The organism is Clostridium sp. UBA7339 (assembly GCF_002470865.1).
GTDB classification, from domain to species: Bacteria; Bacillota; Clostridia; order Clostridiales; family Clostridiaceae; genus Clostridium_J; species Clostridium_J sulfidigenes.
Map to the genome: position 1 here is coordinate 816,105 of NZ_DKPI01000006.1, position 20,814 is coordinate 836,918.

Sequence of the window (20,814 nt, forward strand, 5' to 3'; positions counted from 1 at the left end):
TAATATTGAATTATATGTAAACCTAATTATACTTTGCTTATATGTTGTTATAGATTTTTCAATATCTTTAATCATGGGGAAAATTTCTTGTAGAAATAAGACTCAACTTACCATATCTAATGATAAATTGAGTCTTAATAACTATCTTGTTAAGTAAGCATATAATAATTTTATTGTTCCTTCTAAAGCTGTGTAGTGAGTTCTTTCCATTCCATGGGAAGCATGAACTCCAGGTCCTATTAGTGCACCTTTAATATTATTTCCACCACTAAGTGCTGCTCCAACATCTGAACCATACATTGGATAAATGTCTACAGCATATTTTATTTCGTTGCTTTTAGCAAGATTTACTAGGTCTGTAGTCATATTAAAATCATATGGCCCATTAGAATCCTTAGCACAGATAGAAACATCATATTCTGTACAAGATAAATCTTCTCCAATACATCCCATATCTACAGCTATCATTTCTGTTATATCTGATGGTATATAAGCTGAACCATGTCCAACTTCTTCATAAACAGATATAAATACTTTAGTAGTATAGGTAGGAACTATCTTTTCGCTACTTAATATATGAAGAAGATTCATTAAACATGCAACGCTACCTTTATCATCTATAAATCTAGATTTCAAAAATCCACTTTCTGTTATAGTAGTTTTAGGATCTATAAATATAAAATCTCCAGGGCATATTCCTAGTTTTTCTACATCTTCTTTAGATTTTACAACTTCATCAAGTCTTACTTCCATATTCTTTGGATCACGAGCTTTAGATTTTGCATCTTCAAATACGTGAGCTGCTGGACTTGTACTTAGGAATGTTCCATTATATATTTTTCCTTCTCTAGTTCTAACCTTACAATATTCAGCATCTAAAGTAGGAACTATTGGTCCTCCAATTAAAGTAAACTTTAAAGTACCTTCGCTAGAAATAGATCTTACCATAGCTCCTAATGTATCTACATGTGCAGATAACCCTATTACTTTATCACTACTTTTTCCTGGAACAGTTATAACTCCACAGCCTTTAACAGTCTTTTCAAAAGCATAACCTAGTTCTTCTGTCATTGATTGGATTTTGTCCATAACGTCATAACAAAATCCACTTGGGCTATCAATAAGCAATATTTCTTTTGCTGTATTTAGAACCTTTTCTTTGTTTACTGTTATCATTTTTCGCCCTCCCGATAATATAAATTTTATATTCCTATTATTCTTTAATCTTAGATATAAAAGTAATTAATTTTTAAAATATCTAAATAATTATAATAGTCATATAATTTAGTCTCTCTAAATATTATAATATTCATCTATAAATTATTAAAGGGTTTATAATAATATTTTTTATAAAGTTTTCTATTCAATAAATCCCTTTTCTTTCATATTTTCAGCATTATTAAATAAAGCCATACCAGTTTTCATCTTTCTAAAATTAAAGCTATTATAGAATCCTTCTTTTCCCATAGCAGCATATAAAATCACATTGCATCCTGGCAATGACTCAAGTATAGTGCTTACAATTAACTTTCCTATTCCTTTACCTTGATACTGTGGCAATATGGCTACATCATAAATTGCACCTTGATAAACTCCATCTGATAATGCTCTTCCAAATCCAATAAGATTATCATTATCATATACAAATATAGCAATATAGCTGTTTTCAAAGGCTTTCTTATGGGTTGCTTCATCAAAATACCCCATACCTCCCAGCTTTAATATTTCTGGAATCAAGCTCCAATCTACATTATCACAGTTTTTTTCTATTTTTATATTCATAATATCGCTCCCAATTATGTTCTTTCATGTTAATTATTCATTCTTATATTTATCAATTTTTAAGGTTTTATATAAGCATAGCATTATTCTTGTTTCTTTACAATTTCTTCTTCTTTGCTGCTCATATTTAAGCCGTTGATGTATTTGTCTGGTCATGGTAAAATGATAAAAAATACAACCATGCAAATATTTACTAAAAGGTAGTTGATGAGATTTACGCTTATAAATTGAATTTATATGATAGGTGGTGATTATTTTGAGCAAAGAGTTTGAGATACAAGGCTGCGTAGAAGTGCCAATGAATCTATCTGAAGATGAATTTTTCAATAAATTTATTGGTTTTATTGAATCCAACAACTGGTCATTTGGTGGAGGTATCAATGAAATCATTGATGGATTTTATATTAATGCTGATGGCACAAAAGGAAAATATGTACTTGAGGATATGTCCGAAAACTTGTATGATAACCTAGCAAATGAGTTGTTTCAGTATCATTCCTTAGCTGCATTGTTATATTTGATAAATGCAGGGCGTGAGCTTGAGTTTTCATACAAGGAGATAAAATGCTTTATTTCAAAAAACGGCTCTGCCAAGACGGTTTCTTTGTGGATATCCGAGGATGAGCAGGCATTTGATAGCATAGAATCCCTAATTGAAAATGCTGTGTTCTGCAATCAACAGTTTATGCATATATTCCATGACACTACATTAGAAACTCTTTTTTAGGAGGATGGCTTATGATAATGAAAGACACACCATTTGTAATTTCTTGGTCAAATCTCTGCTGGATTGATGATTCTGAAGACGCTCCAAAAGATTTATGCCTACACGGAGATGTTACAGTCACAATCGGAGATACACGGTTAAATTACTCATGCTGTACAAGTGCTTCTGCACTACAGATGCTTAGAACCTTAACACATGATCATGCGATTACTCCTTATGAACAGATGCTTCCTTGTTGTGGTAACAGTTTATTTGCATCTGACACTTTGAGTGAAGTAACAATAATTGGATGCGATAATGGTATTGATTATTCTGTTACGCACAAGACAGATGTGGTTGTTATCCAAACGGAAGAAGGAACCACCTACACGGTTTCATTGCTAAAATATCGAAATGAGGTTTTACGATTTTCTAGGGCTGTTGAGAAGTTTTATAACCAGTGTTCACCTAAAATTTTACCAGACGAACCTTATGAAAGAGATGGATATTTTGCCTTTTGGAGCGAATGGTCACATCATACGTATGAAGCAATTGGAATGTTTAGAAACCAATTGTTAAACCAATCATTATTAACTACCCACTTCTGTAAAGAATTTCCATTAGAGTGTGATAATCCCTATGATGATGCTCTAAATGCAAGAACGGAATATATTGATACTTGCTCTCAGCTTGCCATAAAGCTCTATATACAGAAACATTTTACTAATAATTTAGCCGTTATTTATGAAGATAAATACAATCGTGCGGTAAAGAACGAAAAAGAATTTGTTGAGTCATGCCTTGCAGCGGCCGAAAACCAAACCATTCCCTTTCATTGGACTGACGAAGAAGAAACCTTTCATGGTATAAGATATATATGGAAAACCAATAAAATTGATATTGAAACACTTTTTCGTAAAATAATTACCTCTGATTTAGGGGATAACACAGAGCTTGATTGTTCTGTTTACATCATAGACCTTGAAACAGGAACTGTGTTTTTCTTATATGACGACAGAGGTATTGATATTTTTGAGGAATTAACTCAGTACACTTAAAGTCTCTATTACATTAAAAATATAATCTGTGCTCCCCAAATTATATAAGAATAATCATATTCTTCTTATTGGGTTTACACAGATTATTTTATACTTTCTTATAATGTTCCATAATTATCTTTATCTAAAATAACTAAAGCTCTAGTTAATTCTTCCACATGTTCCTTTTCATCTCTAGTTATTTCATTTATTATTTTAACTAAAGTACTGTTATCTAAGTTTCTAACAAATTGTTCATAAAGCAAAATAGCCTCTAACTCTCCCTTTATTCCCTCTCTAATAGTTACAAGTAGATTAACATCCTTATCATATTTATTAGTGTAGTCTTTATACTTTTCCTTAGATGATATATTTACATGTTCCCTAGCTTCTTCTTCTAAAGCAGCTTGCTCTGGATCAATACATCTTAGAGCATTTAAAAACATTGCATAATGTCTCTTTTCATCTTCCATAATATGATGAAATAGTTCCTTAAGTTCTTTATTTTCTGTAATTGTTATAAAATGACTATAATCATTTATTGCTACAACTTCTGCAACAAGCCCTTCTCTTAAAAATCCTTCTGCACTTTTGGCAATACCTTGTGGTTGTCTTTCAGTAGTATAACTCATAATAGCCCCCTTAATTATTTATCTATGTTATATATATTATAAATAATTTTATCTTATGAATGCTTCTTCTACATTTAGACGTATTGCTTCTATATCTAAAGGGATTTCATATACACATTTTTAGATAACTCATTAAGTCTATCCTCATCTAATATATATATTTTTTTATTATCACATTTTATAATTGATTTTGATTCAAGCTCTTTAAATGTTCTCACTAAATGCCTATAAGTTGTTCCTAAAAATTCAGCAATCTCTTTAAATGATGAGTTTAAAAGAATATAATTTCTATCATCTTCTAAATGCTCAACTAGGTAGCTAGCTAGCCTATTTACAAGAGGATATACAAAGTTATATGAACTATTATTAATGGTTTCATGAAGTTTTTCACTTAAAGAACCTACTAAATGATGTAAAAAGTTCACATTATCAATATAATTTGCTCTAAGTATAGTTGATGGTATGGCAATTAAAAAAGTATTTTCTATAGCTTCAACATTACATTGTATGGGCTTATTTTTTAAAAACTCTAAATCTCCTATAGTATTAAAGTCTTTATAAAACTTTAATAGCATTGATTTACCATTTTCAAAAAGATATGATATTTTAATTTTCCCATCTACAAGCAAATAGTAATATTCAAGTTCATCCTCCGCTTCTAATATAATTTCATCTTTTTCATAAAAATGGAGTTGAGCATAGTTTACTATATCCTCATCAAATAGATTTTCTATATTATACTTAGTAAAATACTTGTTTAAGAGTTGCTGATTCAATATTTTTTTCATAAATTCTCCTTATCATGACATATATCCTATAGATATATACATCAATATGGTAACTTATGCAATAGAGGATGTAAAGTATAGATGGAGGTTTATTATGAATTACGAAGTTATAATTTTTGATGCAGATGAAACTTTATTTGATTTTAAAAAATCTGAGAGATACGCTCTTAAAAATACTATGATTGAGTTTGGCATAGATTATGATGAAAATTATCATTTAAAAGTATATAAGGATATAAATACAATTATATGGAAAGAGTTTGAAGATGGACTTATCATTCAGAGTGATTTGAATATTGAAAGATTTAGAAGACTATTATATAAATTAAATGCTAAATTTGATGAAGTTAATTTTGCAAAATCATATGTAAAACATTTATCCAGTGCATCATTTTTATATGATGATAGTATAGCTCTTATAGAAAGTCTACATAAAAATTATAGGCTTATTATAATCACTAACGGTCTTAAGGATGTACAAGATAATAGAATAAGAAAATCTGTCATAGGAGGATACTTTGATGATATAGTAGTATCTGATGAAATTGAAGTATCTAAGCCAGATCCTAGAATATTTGAACATACTTTAAAAAATATAAATCATACTGATAAAACCAAAGTATTAATGGTAGGCGATAGCTTAACTTCAGATATACAAGGGGGAATAAATTTTGGTATAGATACCTGCTGGTTTAATTCTAATAAGATTATAAACAAAAGTGCTATAAACCCTACATATGAGATTTCCAATCTTATGGAGCTTAAGAGTATAGTTGAAAAATAGATAATATTAATTCATAACTAGCAATATAAAGTTTATATATTTATCTTAACAATGGATGTAAAAGTGGATTCACCAAGAATCCACTTTTACATATGCAAACTATTTTTTCTTTAATTTTAATCTTAGCTTCTAATACTCATTATCATGCACTCTTATGTTTATACTATCTGCTACAATATTCTGCTAATATTGATTGTACTTCATAAATGTTACAACTACTGCTAAAGGTCTTTTCTATAGGCATGCTCATCCCTGAAACAAATATTTTAAGTTCTGCATCTAAATCAAAATGTCCTGATGTTTCCACTTTGAAATTAGTAATTGCTCTATATGGTATTGAATGATACTCTACCTTTTTACCAGTAACCCCTTGCTTATCAATAATAATTAATCTTTTATTTGTAAATATAATCATATCTCTTACTAACTTGTATGCTTTTTCTATTTGTTCATTAGAACCTAATAATTTCATATAGTCTTCCTTGATTTTATTGATATCCACCTCTGACGCATTTCCTATTACACTACTAAATAATCCCATTACCATCACTCCCTTTATAAAATTAATTTAATTATACCCTAAATAACAAATATTAGTAAATATTTTTATATAGTTTATCTTACCTTAAATGTGTTTTTTGTGTCCCTATATTTCCTTTGTATATACTGTAATTAAATTCTATCGCCTAATTTAAATAATCTTATACAAAAAATAAGCTTAAAAGCTCTTGTTTACTTACATTTCCAAAATAATTCTTTATATTAATATTATCTATTACTCTATGAATTTCTTCAGTATTATGCTTTTTACCTATAAGAGCTTTTTCAATATCTTCAATATTTCCTTCTCCAAAGAAATCTCCAAAAATTCTTATGTGCTTCATTATACCCTTTTCAACATCAATACTTAATTCTATAGTACCAGCAGATAATTTTTTCTCATTATAAAAATTATATTTGGGCGACTGTCCAAAATTCCACTGCCAAGTTTCATATTTAGTTTTAACTAGATTTTTAATCTCTTCAATTTCCTCATTATCTAAAGTAGTTATAACCTTATCTTTTTCTTCTCTACCGATATACTCGAATATTTTATTTTTAAAATCTATAACACTAAAGGATTCCTGTAAATGTTCACTAATATTTGTAATTCTACTAGATACAGATTTAACTGCTTTATCTGAAAATTTTATGGGTTTAGAAATTAAAGCATCACTTAAGTTAACTATGTCAGAAGAAAATAATAAAGTCCCATGATGCATTACTCTATTTTTATATTTACATTGAGCATTTCCAGAAAACTTTTTACCATCTATTAAAAGATCATTTCTCCCTGAAAACTCTGCCTTTACTCCTAATTCATTTAATACACCTATGATTGGAATAACAAAGGTCTTAAAATCATTGAATTTTTTTCCATCATCCTCAACTATAAATGTAAAGTTTAAATTCCCAAGGTCATGAAAAACAGCTCCACCTCCACTTTGTCTCCTTACAACTTTTATATCATGCTTTTTAATGTATTCCTCATTAATCTCTGATAAAGTATTTTGATTTTTTCCAACTACTATACAAGGTTCATCTCTCCAAAGTACAAAATATTCACCATTCTTTTCTCTTAATAAATACTCCTCTAGAGCTAAATTGAAATAAGGATCTGTGCAATTATTATCAATATATCTCATTTTTTCTCCTTTTTATTTTGAATATAATATAATGCATATTTTAAAAATAGTAGTTACCTATTTATACTGTGTATGGCTTCTTTATTTAATCCTAAGACAGCTTCATGTAGTGCCTCACCTAACGTTGGATGACTATGAACCACTTCTTTCAGCTCTGACACCGTCATTTCCTTTTCAACCATGATAGTGCCTTCTAGTATTAAATCTGACCCATGGGGTCCAAGAATGTGCACACCTAAAATCACATTGTTTTCATCACTTATAACTTTTACCAAACCTTCACCTTCACCTAAAGCTAAAGCTTTTCCATTGGCACCAAACATAAATTTATTTTTTTTATAGTTTATTCCCTTTTCTTTAGCTTCTTCTTCTGTAATTCCTACTACTGCTATTTCAGGGAAAGTAAAAATACAAGAAGGAATCACTGCTTTATGACAAGGTTTATTTAATAATATATGTTCCACAGTTTCCACCCCTTGGTGAGAAGCTGCATGAGCAAGAAGTGAAATCCCATTAACATCTCCAACAGCATATACACCCTTTAAAGAAGTTTCATAATTTTCGTCAACCACTATGCCTTTTTTATATGTGTTTATTCCTAACCTATCTACATCAATACCTTCAAAATTAGGTTTTCTTCCCTTTGCAAGAAGTACTTTTTCCCCTCTTACTTCAAAGTCACCTTTCTTACCCTGACATTGTATAATTATTTCTTCAGTCTCTCTAAAACTTATAACTTTAGTTGAAGTAAGAATCTCTATTCCAGACTTTTTTGCCATAGCTGAATATCTCTTTGAAATATCTTTATCTATATCGTATAGTATAGAATTTCTCGCAACTATCACTGTAACTTTACTTCCCATAGTATTAAAAATGCTGGCAAACTCCATTCCAATTACTCCACCACCTATAACTACTAAGGATTTTGGTATATGATTAAAATCTAAAAGTTCAGTGCTTGTTATAATATTTTTACTATCATATATTCCTTCAATGGATGGGATTTCAGCTTGAGATCCAGTAGCTATAATTATATTTTTTCCTTTAATAGTTATTTCTTCTTCACTGCATACTGTTACAGTATTTTTATCAATTAATGTAGCTTTACCCCTTATAAGTTCTACATTATTTCCCTTTAAAAGAGCTTCTATTCCAGTTACTAAGGTTTTTATAATGCTTCCTTTTCTTTCTTGAATTTTATCTACATCTATTTCAAAATTATTTGCTTTAATACCAAAGTCTTCAATATGACTTAAGTTATTAAAAAGTTCTGCAGTTCTATATATGGTTTTAGTTGGAATACACCCATAATTTAAACATGTCCCACCTAAATTTTCTTTTTCTATAAGGCACACTTTTGCTCCTAATTGCGCTGCTCTAATGGCAGCCACATAACCACCAGGTCCTCCGCCTATTACAATTATATCTTTCATAACTACACTCCTCGTATTAATATGTTCTGTATGAATTACTATATTAACTTTATATGCAAGCTTATTTTAGTTAAAACTTTAACAAATATTTATAAAAAGGCATTAATATAATCTTTGACATTATTATATTAATGCCTATAAATTTTAATTCTTAAAAAGTTACTTACTCCACTTTAAGATTGGTGTTCTTGCTGCTTTAACTTGATCTAACCTTCTTACTAAAGCATTTTGAGGAGCTTCATGTAAAACTTCTGGATTCTCCTTAGCTTCTATAGCTATTATCTTCATAACTTCAACAAACTCATTGATGGACTCTAAGCTTTCACTTTCAGTTGGTTCTATCATAAGAGCATCTTCAACTATTAGAGGAAAATAAACTGTTGGTGGATGTACACCATAGTCAATCAATCTTTTAGCTACATCTAAAGTTGATATATGATTTGGGTTATCTTTTAAACCAGCAAAGATAACTTCATGCTTACATACCTCATCTATAGCTACCTTATAATAATCTTTCAAAGCTTCTTTTATATAATTTGCATTTAATACAGCATTCTCTGAAGCAGCTTTCAGTCCTTCACTTCCCATAGTTAGTATATAGGTATAGGCTCTAACTAACACTCCAAAATTCCCATAAAAACTTCTTACTTTTCCAATAGAATCAGGTCTATCATAATCAAATACAAACTTCTCTTCTTCCTTTTTTATAATTGGAACCGGAAGAAACTTAGAAAGTTTACCACATACGCCTACTGGACCTGCTCCTGGACCACCACCACCATGTGGTGTTGAAAATGTTTTATGAAGATTTAAATGACACACATCAAATCCCATATCACCAGGACGAGCTTTTCCCATAATAGCATTTAAGTTTGCTCCATCATAGTATAAAAGTCCGCCTGCTTCATGAACCAACTTACTTATATCCTCTATATTTTTCTCAAACAAACCTAAAGTATTTGGATTTGTAAGCATCAGTCCCGCTATTTCATCATTTAAAACTTTTTTTAGTTCTTCTATTGAAACCAATCCATCCTTATCAGATTTAATTTCAACTATTTCAAAACCTGCCACTTTTGCACTTGCAGGATTTGTACCATGAGCTGAGTCAGGAACTATTATTTTTTTACGTTTAAAATCATTTCTACTTTCATGATATGCTTTTATTAATAAAAGTCCTGTGAATTCACCATGAGCTCCAGCAGCGGGTTGCAATGTAAAATCATCCATACCTGTAATTTCACATAACTTTAAGGAAAGGTCGTGGATAAGTTCTAATGCACCTTGTACATTTTCTGCTGATTCTTTAGGATGAATTTTACTAAAACCAGAAAACATAGCCACATCTTCATTAATTTTAGGATTATATTTCATAGTACAAGAACCTAGAGGATAGAACCCCTTATCTACACAATAGTTTTTATTAGAAAGAGCAGTGTAATGTCTAACTACATCAACTTCACTTACTTGTGGAAGATATGCATCCTCTTCTCTTAACATATTTTTAGGTATAACAGACTCTATATTTATATCCTCCACATCTATTTGTGGAAGCGTATAACCTACTTTACCCTCACATGATAGTTCAAAGATAACTTTATTATAACTTTTCATTATATCTCCTCCATCACTTTAACTAATTTGTCTATTTCATCCTTCGATCTTTTTTCTGTTACACAAAGTAACATAGAATTCTTATATTGAGGGTAATCTTCTTCTAAAATATATCCACCTAAAATATTATTATCTAGTAATTTGTTATTTATTTCACATAAGCAAGTATCAGATTTCACTGCAAACTCTTTAAAAAATGGTTTATTGAATAGTGGCTTATATTTACCACTCTCTATTAATTGATTAAAAGCATAGTGAGACTTTTTGATGCATTGAGCTCCTATTTCTTTTATACCTTCTTTTCCTATTGTAGCCATATATACAGCAGCACCTATTGCCATCAATGTTTGATCAGAACATATATTAGAGGTAGCTTTTTCTCTTCTTATATGTTGTTCTCTTGCTTGAAGTGTTAATACATATCCTTTGTTACCATGACTGTCGTCAGTTTCTCCAACAATTCTACCTGGCATTTTTCTCATAAGCTTTTTAGTAGTATTTAGAAATCCTAGACCCGGTCCTCCAAAGTTAATATTAGCACCAAGACTTTGACCATCCCCTATAGCTATATCTGCCCCTAGTTCACCAGGGCTTTTTAAAACACCTAAAGATAATGGATCCACACTCATAATAAGTAAAGATTTATTTAAATGGATATCCTTCTCTAATTCCTCTACCTCTTCTATAATTCCAAAGAAGTTTGGACTTTGTATAATAACTCCTGCTACATCTTTATTTAATAATGATTTTACCTTCTCAATATCTGTAACTCCATTACTTTCATCAACTTCTAATAAATCGTACCCTTTATATTTTAGATAAGTTTTTAAAACTTGTCTTGTGTCCGGATGTACTGTTTTAGAAACTATTATGGTATTTCGCTTTGTATTTTCTATAGCCATTACAGAAGCTTCTACTGCTGCTGTAGCCCCATCATACATAGATGAGTTTGAAACTTCCATACCTGTTAAGTTACAAATCATAGTTTGATACTCAAAAACTGCTTGTAAAGTTCCTTGGCTAATTTCAGGTTGATATGGAGTATAAGCTGTATAAAATTCTGTTCTTCCAGTTAAATGTTTACATATAGAAGGAACATAATGATCATACATGCCTGCACCTAAAAAACAAATAAAATCTTCTATAGATTTATTTTTATTAGCTAAGTTAGTCATTATTTTCTCAACTTCTAACTCAGATAAACCTTTATCAATGTTTAATTCTCTATTTAATTTTAAATTATCCGGAATATCTTTAAATAAATCCTCTATTGATTTTACAGAAATAAAATCAAGCATTTGTTTTTTTTCTCTTTCTGTAATAGGAATATAAGGGAACATATTATTCACCTTCTTTACATAGGTCTTTACATAATTCTTCATACTCTTCAGCTTTTAATAAATCTTTTAAATCATCTTTATTTGATAATTCTACACAAATCATCCAAGCGTCATATGCATTTTCATTTACTAGAATAGGATTATCAGTTAACTCTTCATTAACTTGTAGTACATTACCACTTGCAGGCATGAAAATATCTTCAGCAGCTTTAACAGATTCAATTGTTGAAAAAGCTTCTCCCTTAGAAAACTCATCATCTTCTGATGGTAAATCTACAAAAACTATATCACCTAATAATTTTTGTGCACAATCTGTAACTCCTATATAAGCTTTATCTTCCTCTACTCTTATCCATTCATGATTCTTTGTATACAATAAATTTTCCAATACTAACATGATTAATCCCCCTTATTTTTGAGTTTTTTTACTATAAAACTTTTTATTGACAACCATTGCCTTTAATTCTTTATTTCTAACTTTTATAAAAATTTCTGTACCTAATGCTGCGTACTTAGCATCAATTAACGCAAATCCTATTGTTTTGTTTAAGGTAGGAGACATATATCCAGTGGTTACATGTCCTATTTCTTCATTATCCTTAATTACTATATAGCCATGTCTTCCTATACCTCTATCTATCAATTCATATCCTACTAATTTTCTGGTTACTCCATTTTCCTTTTGTTTTATCAAAACATTTTTACCAATAAAATTTTCTTTATTAAGTTTCACAAAAAATCCAAAACCCATTTCTAATGGAGTTATAGTTTCATCCATTTCATTCCCATACAATGGAAGGGTAGCTTCAAATCTTAGTGTATCTCTAGCGCCAAGTCCAATAGGTTCAACACCTTCATTTTCTCCAGCTTTAAGTATTTCTCTCCATAAGACTACTACATCCTCAGGTTTTGCATATATTTCAAAGCCATCTTCACCAGTGTATCCTGTTCTTGAAATTAAAACTTTTTTATTACATATGTCTATATCATCTTTAAACTGGAAAAATCCTATATCTGATAAATTAAGTTGTGTTAATTTTTGTAATACTTCTTGAGCTTTTGGCCCTTGAAGTGCCAATTGAGCAACACTATCAGAAATATCTTCAATGGTTACCTCAAAATTATCTTTGTTATCTAACATCCATTTAAAGTCTTTTTCTTTATTGCTTGCATTTACAACTAAATAATAATAATCTTCTGAAAATTTATACACTAGTAAGTCATCTACAACACCACCATTTGGATAACACATGAAACTGTATATGACATCTCCATTTTTTAGTGTTTTCACATCATTTGTTAAAAGATAGTTAACAAATTTTTCAGCATCCTTTCCCTTTACTAGCACTTCACCCATATGAGAAACATCAAACAAACCTGCTCTTTCTCTTACGGTTTCATGTTCATGTAGAATTCCCTTAAATTGAGTAGGTAATTCATACCCAGCAAACTCTACAATTTTTCCACCATTCTTCTCATATTCTCCTCTTAAAGGAGTAACTTTTAAATTGTCCAATTAACTCCCTCCTTAAATTAAAAATAATGTATATAAGTCTATTATAACGCTAATTTATTTATATGCAATATTTTACTCAAAATACAATATTTAAGAATAAAATAATTCATAACTATATTAATCCTCATATAAATTTCAAAACTAAAGTGGCTATAAGTTCTATAGCCACTTTGTACAAAATCTACGATCCAACATTTTTTTCTAATAAATATTCTATATTATTTCCACTTAAAACTAATATATCACCTTGATTAATTAGTGTAGAGCCTTTTGGAACTATTATTTCACTATCTCTTTTTATCATTACAATAAGTATCTCCTCTGGAATATCCGCTTCCATTATAGTCTTTTCTTTCCAACTACTGTTCGAGTCAACATTATACTCTATTAATGTTGTAGACCTATCTTCTTGATAGTCGGTAAATGTTTTTAATACTGTTTTTGTATCATCTACTAAATCTAACTTTCTAGCTACTTTAGGGATTAATGTGCCTTGAATAGCTACTGATAATAAAGCTATAAAAAATATTATATGAAATATATCATTTTCTAATGGTATCCCTGATGTTATTGCATATATTGCAAAAACAATTGAAGCTGCCCCTCTTAATCCTACCCAAGAAACAAACAACTGTTGTTTAAATGGTATCTTAAACCAACTTAAAACGCTAAAGGTTGCGATTGGACGTGCAATTATTATCATAAATATTGATATTAATATAGAGCTCCCTATAACACTTGGTAATTCAGAAGGAAATGCTAATAAACCTAATACAAAAAATAGCATAATTTGCATTATCCACGATACTCCATCAAAGAAATGAACTAAGCTTCTCTTGTGTGGAATTTTGCTATTTCCAATGATAATACCAGCTATATAAACACTTAAATATCCATTACCGCCTACCCATTCACTTAATGCATAAGATAAAATGGCAATTGCCGTTATGAATATTGTATAAAATCCATCTACTTCAAAATTTGCATTTCTCATTATATAGACCGTTAGCTTAGATAATATCACCCCAATTAATATACCAAAAATAATTTGTCCAATTACTGTAGGTACTATTGAGCTGATACCCCCATTATTCATTAATGTTAAAACTATTAATGTTAGCATATATGCAATAGGGTCATTACTTCCACTTTCAACCTCTAGTATAGATGCAATTTCTCCTTTTAAGTTTAATTTCTGTGAACGTAATATAGAAAATACTGATGCTGCATCTGTAGACCCAACTATGGAGCCTATTAGCAACCCTTCTAAAAGACTTGTTTTAAGGACAAAATAACAGAATAATCCTGTCAATCCTGATGTGATTATTACCCCAAATGTAGACATTAAAATGGATTCTCTTGCAACAGGTTTAGCTTCTTTCCAATTGGTACCAAACCCACCATAGAACATTATAAATACCAACCCAAAGGAACATAATTCTCTTGTAAGCTCATAATTATCAAAATATATTCCTACTACACCATCTGAGCCAAATAACATTCCTAAAATGATGAATATAAGTAACATTGGTACACCAAACTTATATAATACTTTACTGGATGTTATGCAAATTAGTAATACTAATCCACATATAATCATTAACTCAAGCATATTACCTCCTTAATTTATATTATTTATTATAATTAATTTTTTTAATTTTAGATATTCTCATATATATATTATACAATAAAATTGAATTCAATACATAAAAATTCCTCCCTAATCAAATTATATTTGTGTAAAGTCTATTAAATTTAACAAAAATTTTAATGAATTTTCATTATGATATAAAAAATAGTAGCTCACCATAAATAGGTTAGCTACTATTTTTATACTATTTTTATACTATTTTTATACTATTTAGATTTTATTTCAATCCATCTTTCATCATAAAGCTTAATGTTGTCACCAAGGTCTATGAATGATTCACATTTATCAAGAAGAGTCTTATCTGGATAAGCTACTGGATTAGATTTAACATCTTGTGAAAGCATTTCAAGAGCTGCTTTATTTGGTGTAGAATATCCTATATAATCTATGTTTTGGACAGCATTTCCCGGCTCTAACATAAAGTTTATAAATTTCTCTGCATAATCTTTATTTTCTGCATCTGTTGGTATGCATAATGCGTCTACCCACTTATTGGTACCCGTTTTAGGGATTCCATAAGCTAGATTTTCATTTTGTTCCATAAGAGTTATTGCATCTCCAGAATAAACTATTCCCATAGCAGCTTCTTCTCCTAAAAGTCTATCTTTACCTTCATCATTAACATAAGCACGAACTAAAGGTCTTTGAGCTATTAATTCAGCCTTAGCTTTATCTAGTTCTTTTTCATTTATGCTATTTTGAGAATATCCTAACTTCATTAAGGCAATAGCCATAGTATCTCTAACTGAATCAAGCATTAGGATTTCTCCAGAGTATTTCTCATTCCATAAAATGTCCCAACTATCTACAGGATCACTTACCATATTTTTGTTATAAAGAATACCAAAAGTTCCCCAGAAATAAGGTACACTATATTCATCATTTTCATCATAGCTAGGCTTTTTAAAGCTTTCATCTATATTTTTATAGTTAGGAATATTAGAATAATCTATCTTCTGGATTAATTTCTCATCCTTCATCTTTTCAATCATATAATCTGATGGAACTATTAAATCATATTTTGATCCACCACTCTTTATCTTTTGATACATGATTTCATTGGTATCGTAGGTTTCATATACTACCTTTATACCAGTTTCTTCTTCAAACTTTTCTATTAGAGATTCATCTATATAATCCCCAACGTTATAAATATTTAAAACATCACTAGAGGATTTTGTCCCACAACCTGTAAGCATAGCTGTCACCATTACCCCTGTACATACTAGAGCTATAATTTTTTTTAATTTTTTCATCTTATTACTCCTTCCCTACCATTGCTTGCTTTCTGTTAGATAATAATAATAGTATTAATACTGTTATAAACATTAATGTAGTCAGTGCATTAATCTCTGGTTTAATACCTCTCTTTGCCATAGAATAAACCTCGATTGATAAGTTAGTTACTCCATTTCCAGTGTTAAAAAAGCTTATAATAAAGTCATCTATAGACATAGTAAAAGCAATTAAAAATCCTGAAATTATACCTGGTTTTATCTGTGGAAGTATTACCTTTCTAAGGGTATACATAGGTTTTGCGCCTAAATCCATAGCAGCTTCTTCTACATTGTCTGGAAGTTGTTTTAACTTTGGCAATACAGATAAAACTACATATGGTATATTAAAAGTTATGTGTGCAAGTAACATAGTTAAAAATCCTAACTTCATATTAAAAAATATAAAAAGTATCATAAGACCTATTGCTGTTACTATATCAGGATTTAATACAGGTAGATAGTTTATATTGAGAAGCATTGCCTTTTTAGGCCCCCTCATTCTATCTATCCCTATAGCACTTATTGTTCCTATGACTGTAGCTATTGCTGATGCCAATATTGCTACTACTACAGTGGTTATTAAAGCTGAAATTATTCTATCATTATGAAACAATTGCTGATACCACTTAAAAGTAAACCCTTGCCATCTTGCCATGGATTTTGAATCATTAAAAGAAAATAGTGCTAGGGCAAAAATAGGAGCATATAAAAATATAAATATTAAAATCAAATATATATTTGAAAATATTTTTTTTGCTTTTACCATAATACTCTACCTCCTCCTTTTTCATCATCATCTGAAAACTTAGAGGTTAATCCCATAGCTAATAAAATTAATATCATCATAAGAATAGATATTGCAGAACCAAAGTTCCAATCTCCAACAGAAGTAAACTGCTGCTCAATTAAATTTCCTATGAGCATGTGCTTTCCACCACCTAAAAGTTGCGAGATTACAAAGGTAGATACCGCTGGCATAAATACCATAGTTATTCCTGAGATAACTCCTGGTATACTTAAAGGAAAAATTATCTTCATAAAAGCTGTAATTTTTCCGGCTCCCAAATCATAAGCAGCATTAACTAAATCTTGATCCATCTTTAATAGCGATGTATATATTGGTAGTACCATAAATGGAAGAAAGTTATACACCATTCCAAGAAGCACTGCACCATTTGTATATAGTATATCTACTGAGTTTAACCCAATGATATTAAGTAAGTTATTAAGCAAACCATTCTTTCCTAGAATTGCAAGCCATGCATAGGTTCTAAGCAAGAAATTCATCCACATTGGAAGAATAAATAACATTATAAGCATTCCACGTTTATTCTCTGGTTTTCTTGATATCATATACGCAATGGGATATCCCATTACTAAACATAAAATTGTTGATTGTAAGGCTAAGCTAATAGATCTAGTAAATACCTTTATATATAAAGGATCCATTAATCTTTTAAAATTATTTATAGAGAATTGGTAGCTTCCGCTCACTTTTTCTGTAAAGCTAAAAAATACTATTAGAAGAAGAGGTACTATTATAAACAAGGAACTCCACAATACATAAGGATAAGCTAAATATGATTTCTTTTTCATTCTACGCTTCTCCTGACTTTTTCATTATGTGAATGTCTTCTGGATAAATATCCATTCCGATTTCTGTACCTATAGAAAAGTTTTTAGTATTATGAAGAATAAAGTTCATACTCTCTTCCTCTACTTCTAATTCATAGTGAACTCCTTTAAATACAGAAGATTTTACTATCCCTTTTAAGTTTCCTTCTTCTTTATTTACTATTTTTATATCCTCTGGTCTTATTACCACATCTATATATTCATCTTTATCAAAGCCTTTATCAACACATTCAAATATACGTCCACAGAATTTAACCTTAAAGTCTTCTAACATTATTCCGTCTGTAATATTACTTTCTCCTATAAACCTAGCTACAAACTTATTCTCAGGTTCATTATATATATCTTCCGGAGTACCCATTTGTTGAATCACTCCCTTGTTCATTACTACCACAGTATCAGACATAGTTAGTGCTTCTTCTTGATCGTGGGTTACAAATACAAAAGTAATTCCCAATTGTTTTTGTATTCTTTTAAGCTCTATTTGCATTTCTTTTCTAAGCTTTAAGTCAAGAGCACCTAAAGGCTCATCAAGAAGTAATACCTTTGGCTCATTAACAATAGCTCTTGCTATAGCTACTCTTTGTTGCTGACCACCGCTTAGAGATTCAATTTTTCTTTTTTCAAAGCCCTTAAGATCTACTAATTTTAAAACTTCATTTACTTTTTTATCAATTTCGCTTTTAGAAAGTTTTTTTATTTTTAATCCAAAAGCTATGTTTTCATATACATTCATGTGAGGAAATAGTGCATATTTTTGAAACACTGTATTAATTTGTCTTTCATATGGAGGTAAGTCATTGATTTTCTTATCTTCAAATATAACTTCACCTTCATCGCAAGTTTCAAAACCTGCTAAAATTTTTAATGTAGTAGTTTTACCACAGCCACTTGGACCAAGTAATGTTATAAACTCATTCTTTTTTATCCCTAAAGTTATATTGTCTAAAACTTTGTTGTCTTCAAAGGTTTTAGATATACCTTTAATTTCAATTATATTATCACCCAACATAAACACCTCTTTTATAACATAATGCTAATTATACTTTTGTGTCACCTTATTAAATTTGTCTACTTAAAATGACGGTGGTGTACTTACCCATATTACTGTTGCCTCAGTTTTTCCTGTATTTGAAATATAATGATTAGACTTTGGCTTAAAATAAAAGCTTTCTCCCTTACGTATTTTATATACCTTATCTCCTAAATGCAGGTTCACAATACCATGAAGCACAAGTCCAAATTCCTCTCCCTCATGAGGAGTTTCTTCTTTGTATTTTCCATTTGGTTCTAATGTGAGCATTATAGGCTCCATCTGATTTTTTTGAGCATCTGGTACGAGCCACTTTAATCTATACTTTAGATCTTCATCCTCAGTTTCAAACATATCATCATTTGTAAACTTAACTCTTTCATTAATTTTCTCACTAAAGAATTCATTTAAATTTGTGCCTAGTATCTGAAGAATATCCATAAGTGTTGCAATAGATGGAGATGTGAGATCATTCTCAATTTGAGATATGAACCCCTTGGATAATTCACATCTGTTTGCAAGTTCTTCTTGTGTTAACTGTTTTTCGATTCTAAGACTTTTTATCTTCTCTCCAATTTGCACGATTCCACCTCAATCTTATGTATTATACTAAACCTTAAGTTTACATTTACTAAACAAACAATATTATTCTATATTTTTTTTATTAATAAATCAATAGATTTATTAAATTTTTTTTATATTTTCATGATTTTTTTTTCATAATGAACCTTTGAATATACCTTATGTTTATGAAAATATGTTTATATTAATATTCTTCATGTTTAGTAATACTAAGTATATTCCATAATAAAAACTTCCTAGTATTAATTGTACTAACCTTCTACCAAATACTAGAAAGACAATTTACTTTAACTATTTTAAAAAAATACTTTATAATCACAATAAATGCTATATATTTTTCATTGTAAAATAATGTAATTATTAACATTTTCCACAACTCTATCCACAATATAATTAACACTAAGTGGATAAATCTTAGATTATCAACCTTTTTTCTGAAAATTTACTTTATTTTATCCACAATTTATAAATTTTAAAAAAATAATAAACAACTAAGTAATTAACACCTTAGTTGTTTATTTTTCATTTGATTCTACTAGTTCTCACTTAATTCTTCCAAAAGCCTATCAAATTCTCTTATTTCAACCCAATCATAAAGATTAATGTTTTCCTTTGAATGATATACTCTGAAATCTTCTATGGATACTTTAACTTCATTTTCTCCATCAGTCGTGAACCATAGGTATTTTTCATTACAAGAATTCAATTCTTTTATTTCGCTAAAAGGGTTAATATCATCCTCATAATAAAATCTAACTCCACTTTCAGCAAGACTTGTATAGATGTCTATTATCCTATTATTAAGCTCATCCATAAGTTTCCCTTCCTCCTAGGTTACAAATGTTTAATTAGTATTATAACCTACTTTAGCTAGAAATCTTCATTTTATTTTCTAGAGCATTCATAGCCATTATATATCCATATTCTCCAAAACCACATATCTGACCTATACATGCTGGAGCAGTAACTGATTTTTGTCTAAAATCTTCTCTATCATAAATCTGTGATAAATGAACTTCCACAGTATCTATGTTTACACTTTTTATAGCATCATAGATTGCATAACTATAATGGGTAAAGGCACCTGGATTAATTATTATTCCATCATATTTTTCATAGTATGCCCTTTGGATGAAGTTAATAATTTCTCCCTCTATATTGCTTTGTAACATCTCTATGTCATGTCCTAAGGATTTAGAGCATTCCTTTATGTAATTTTCAATCTTCTCAAAGCTTTTTGAGCCATATATATGTTTTTCCCTTATGCCCAAAAAATTCAGGTTAGGTCCATTTATAACCATAATTTTCATAGCAATCAC

22 protein-coding genes are annotated in these 20,814 nt (G+C 29.6%); 3 read left to right on the forward strand and 19 right to left on the reverse strand.

What is annotated here, in order from left to right; all coding sequences use genetic code 11:
* Window positions 1-141: 141 nt before the first annotated feature.
* Window positions 142-1,176, reverse strand: a complete 1,035-nt coding sequence (locus B2S02_RS07285; protein ID WP_346847380.1) for a M42 family metallopeptidase — start codon at window positions 1,174-1,176, stop codon at window positions 142-144.
* Between the two features lie 183 nt (window positions 1,177-1,359).
* Window positions 1,360-1,782 (reverse strand): GNAT family N-acetyltransferase, encoded by a 423-nt coding sequence (locus tag B2S02_RS07290; RefSeq protein ID WP_346847379.1) that lies wholly within the window; start codon window positions 1,780-1,782, stop codon window positions 1,360-1,362.
* A gap of 256 nt (window positions 1,783-2,038) precedes the next feature.
* Between B2S02_RS07290 and B2S02_RS07295 the strand changes: the two genes are divergently transcribed.
* Complete coding sequence (locus B2S02_RS07295) at window positions 2,039-2,509, forward strand: hypothetical protein (RefSeq protein WP_346877276.1); 471 nt, start codon at window positions 2,039-2,041, stop codon at window positions 2,507-2,509.
* A gap of 11 nt (window positions 2,510-2,520) precedes the next feature.
* Entirely contained in the window at window positions 2,521-3,546 is a 1,026-nt protein-coding gene (locus B2S02_RS07300; protein ID WP_346847377.1) for a DUF3885 domain-containing protein, read from the forward strand.
* Between the two features lie 98 nt (window positions 3,547-3,644).
* On the opposite strand, the gene B2S02_RS07305 is transcribed toward B2S02_RS07300, so the two are convergent.
* Window positions 3,645-4,157 (reverse strand): ferritin-like domain-containing protein, encoded by a 513-nt coding sequence (locus tag B2S02_RS07305; protein WP_346879492.1) that lies wholly within the window; start codon window positions 4,155-4,157, stop codon window positions 3,645-3,647.
* 95 nt (window positions 4,158-4,252) lie between these two features.
* Entirely contained in the window at window positions 4,253-4,945 is a 693-nt protein-coding gene (locus B2S02_RS07310; protein ID WP_346891842.1) for a Crp/Fnr family transcriptional regulator, read from the reverse strand.
* Between the two features lie 94 nt (window positions 4,946-5,039).
* Between B2S02_RS07310 and B2S02_RS07315 the strand changes: the two genes are divergently transcribed.
* On the forward strand, window positions 5,040-5,729 hold the full coding sequence (locus B2S02_RS07315; protein ID WP_346847374.1) for a YjjG family noncanonical pyrimidine nucleotidase: 690 nt from the start codon (window positions 5,040-5,042) through the stop codon (window positions 5,727-5,729).
* 163 nt (window positions 5,730-5,892) lie between these two features.
* Here the strand turns inward: B2S02_RS07315 and B2S02_RS07320 are convergent, their stop codons facing one another.
* The 15 genes from B2S02_RS07320 to aroQ form a co-directional block, all read right to left on the reverse strand.
* Window positions 5,893-6,270 (reverse strand): PH domain-containing protein, encoded by a 378-nt coding sequence (locus B2S02_RS07320; RefSeq protein WP_346847373.1) that lies wholly within the window; start codon window positions 6,268-6,270, stop codon window positions 5,893-5,895.
* A 160-nt stretch (window positions 6,271-6,430) separates the two neighbouring features.
* Window positions 6,431-7,414, reverse strand: a complete 984-nt coding sequence (locus B2S02_RS07325) for a lipoate--protein ligase (RefSeq protein WP_346847372.1) — start codon at window positions 7,412-7,414, stop codon at window positions 6,431-6,433.
* A gap of 53 nt (window positions 7,415-7,467) precedes the next feature.
* Complete coding sequence (gene lpdA / locus B2S02_RS07330) at window positions 7,468-8,847, reverse strand: dihydrolipoyl dehydrogenase (RefSeq protein WP_346877268.1); 1,380 nt, start codon at window positions 8,845-8,847, stop codon at window positions 7,468-7,470.
* Window positions 8,848-9,006: 159 nt separating this feature from the next.
* Window positions 9,007-10,461, reverse strand: coding sequence for an aminomethyl-transferring glycine dehydrogenase subunit GcvPB (gene gcvPB, locus B2S02_RS07335; RefSeq protein ID WP_346877267.1), 1,455 nt, complete (start codon window positions 10,459-10,461; stop codon window positions 9,007-9,009).
* Window positions 10,461-11,801 carry an aminomethyl-transferring glycine dehydrogenase subunit GcvPA gene (gene gcvPA, locus B2S02_RS07340; RefSeq protein WP_346847369.1) on the reverse strand — a complete coding sequence of 447 codons (1,341 nt, stop codon included), beginning with the start codon at window positions 11,799-11,801 and terminating at the stop codon, window positions 10,461-10,463. Before gcvPA ends, gcvPB begins: the two co-directional genes overlap by 1 nt.
* A 1-nt stretch (window position 11,802) precedes the next feature.
* The gene (gene gcvH, locus B2S02_RS07345; protein ID WP_035130183.1) at window positions 11,803-12,198 is read right to left on the reverse strand and encodes a glycine cleavage system protein GcvH; all 396 of its coding nucleotides are present in this window, start codon (window positions 12,196-12,198) and stop codon (window positions 11,803-11,805) included.
* 12 nt (window positions 12,199-12,210) lie between these two features.
* The gene (gcvT, locus tag B2S02_RS07350) at window positions 12,211-13,317 is read right to left on the reverse strand and encodes a glycine cleavage system aminomethyltransferase GcvT (protein ID WP_346847368.1); all 1,107 of its coding nucleotides are present in this window, start codon (window positions 13,315-13,317) and stop codon (window positions 12,211-12,213) included.
* A 181-nt stretch (window positions 13,318-13,498) separates the two neighbouring features.
* Window positions 13,499-14,929: a potassium/proton antiporter gene (locus tag B2S02_RS07355; protein ID WP_346847367.1), complete on the reverse strand. Its 1,431-nt coding sequence runs from the start codon at window positions 14,927-14,929 to the stop codon at window positions 13,499-13,501.
* A gap of 245 nt (window positions 14,930-15,174) precedes the next feature.
* Window positions 15,175-16,224 carry an ABC transporter substrate-binding protein gene (locus B2S02_RS07360; protein WP_346847366.1) on the reverse strand — a complete coding sequence of 350 codons (1,050 nt, stop codon included), beginning with the start codon at window positions 16,222-16,224 and terminating at the stop codon, window positions 15,175-15,177.
* Window positions 16,225-16,228: 4 nt separating this feature from the next.
* Entirely contained in the window at window positions 16,229-17,011 is a 783-nt protein-coding gene (locus tag B2S02_RS07365) for an ABC transporter permease (protein ID WP_346847365.1), read from the reverse strand.
* Window positions 17,005-17,841, reverse strand: coding sequence for an ABC transporter permease (locus B2S02_RS07370; RefSeq protein WP_035130173.1), 837 nt, complete (start codon window positions 17,839-17,841; stop codon window positions 17,005-17,007). The genes B2S02_RS07365 and B2S02_RS07370 overlap by 7 nt, the downstream gene beginning before the upstream one ends.
* Before the next feature lies 1 nt (window position 17,842).
* Window positions 17,843-18,892 carry a spermidine/putrescine ABC transporter ATP-binding protein gene (gene potA, locus B2S02_RS07375; RefSeq protein WP_346877266.1) on the reverse strand — a complete coding sequence of 350 codons (1,050 nt, stop codon included), beginning with the start codon at window positions 18,890-18,892 and terminating at the stop codon, window positions 17,843-17,845.
* A 63-nt stretch (window positions 18,893-18,955) separates the two neighbouring features.
* Entirely contained in the window at window positions 18,956-19,495 is a 540-nt protein-coding gene (locus B2S02_RS07380; RefSeq protein WP_035130168.1) for a helix-turn-helix domain-containing protein, read from the reverse strand.
* Window positions 19,496-20,030: 535 nt separating this feature from the next.
* Window positions 20,031-20,309 (reverse strand): hypothetical protein, encoded by a 279-nt coding sequence (locus B2S02_RS07385; RefSeq protein WP_346847363.1) that lies wholly within the window; start codon window positions 20,307-20,309, stop codon window positions 20,031-20,033.
* Window positions 20,310-20,361: 52 nt separating this feature from the next.
* A complete protein-coding gene (gene aroQ, locus B2S02_RS07390) occupies window positions 20,362-20,805 on the reverse strand; it encodes a type II 3-dehydroquinate dehydratase (protein WP_150846162.1) in 444 nt (147 codons plus the stop codon).
* Between the last annotated feature and the right edge of the window lie 9 nt (window positions 20,806-20,814).

What these genes read in the sequence shown, in the direction of transcription:
- gcvH (WP_035130183.1), bottom strand. Translation starts at nt 12,198, where the DNA reads ATGTTAGTATTGGAAAATTTATTGTATACAAAGAATCATGAATGGATA.
- B2S02_RS07320 (WP_346847373.1), bottom strand. Translation starts at nt 6,270, where the DNA reads ATGGGATTATTTAGTAGTGTAATAGGAAATGCGTCAGAGGTGGATATC.
- lpdA (WP_346877268.1), bottom strand. Translation starts at nt 8,847, where the DNA reads ATGAAAGATATAATTGTAATAGGCGGAGGACCTGGTGGTTATGTGGCT.
- B2S02_RS07310 (WP_346891842.1), bottom strand. Translation starts at nt 4,945, where the DNA reads ATGAAAAAAATATTGAATCAGCAACTCTTAAACAAGTATTTTACTAAG.
- aroQ (WP_150846162.1), bottom strand. Translation starts at nt 20,805, where the DNA reads ATGAAAATTATGGTTATAAATGGACCTAACCTGAATTTTTTGGGCATA.
- potA (WP_346877266.1), bottom strand. Translation starts at nt 18,892, where the DNA reads ATGTTGGGTGATAATATAATTGAAATTAAAGGTATATCTAAAACCTTT.
- B2S02_RS07365 (WP_346847365.1), bottom strand. Translation starts at nt 17,011, where the DNA reads ATGGTAAAAGCAAAAAAAATATTTTCAAATATATATTTGATTTTAATA.
- B2S02_RS07305 (WP_346879492.1), bottom strand. Translation starts at nt 4,157, where the DNA reads ATGAGTTATACTACTGAAAGACAACCACAAGGTATTGCCAAAAGTGCA.
- B2S02_RS07315 (WP_346847374.1), top strand. Translation starts at nt 5,040, where the DNA reads ATGAATTACGAAGTTATAATTTTTGATGCAGATGAAACTTTATTTGAT.
- B2S02_RS07325 (WP_346847372.1), bottom strand. Translation starts at nt 7,414, where the DNA reads ATGAGATATATTGATAATAATTGCACAGATCCTTATTTCAATTTAGCT.
- B2S02_RS07360 (WP_346847366.1), bottom strand. Translation starts at nt 16,224, where the DNA reads ATGAAAAAATTAAAAAAAATTATAGCTCTAGTATGTACAGGGGTAATG.
- B2S02_RS07355 (WP_346847367.1), bottom strand. Translation starts at nt 14,929, where the DNA reads ATGCTTGAGTTAATGATTATATGTGGATTAGTATTACTAATTTGCATA.
- gcvPB (WP_346877267.1), bottom strand. Translation starts at nt 10,461, where the DNA reads ATGAAAAGTTATAATAAAGTTATCTTTGAACTATCATGTGAGGGTAAA.
- B2S02_RS07385 (WP_346847363.1), bottom strand. Translation starts at nt 20,309, where the DNA reads ATGGATGAGCTTAATAATAGGATAATAGACATCTATACAAGTCTTGCT.
- B2S02_RS07370 (WP_035130173.1), bottom strand. Translation starts at nt 17,841, where the DNA reads ATGAAAAAGAAATCATATTTAGCTTATCCTTATGTATTGTGGAGTTCC.
- B2S02_RS07300 (WP_346847377.1), top strand. Translation starts at nt 2,521, where the DNA reads ATGATAATGAAAGACACACCATTTGTAATTTCTTGGTCAAATCTCTGC.
- B2S02_RS07285 (WP_346847380.1), bottom strand. Translation starts at nt 1,176, where the DNA reads ATGATAACAGTAAACAAAGAAAAGGTTCTAAATACAGCAAAAGAAATA.
- gcvPA (WP_346847369.1), bottom strand. Translation starts at nt 11,801, where the DNA reads ATGTTCCCTTATATTCCTATTACAGAAAGAGAAAAAAAACAAATGCTT.
- B2S02_RS07290 (WP_346847379.1), bottom strand. Translation starts at nt 1,782, where the DNA reads ATGAATATAAAAATAGAAAAAAACTGTGATAATGTAGATTGGAGCTTG.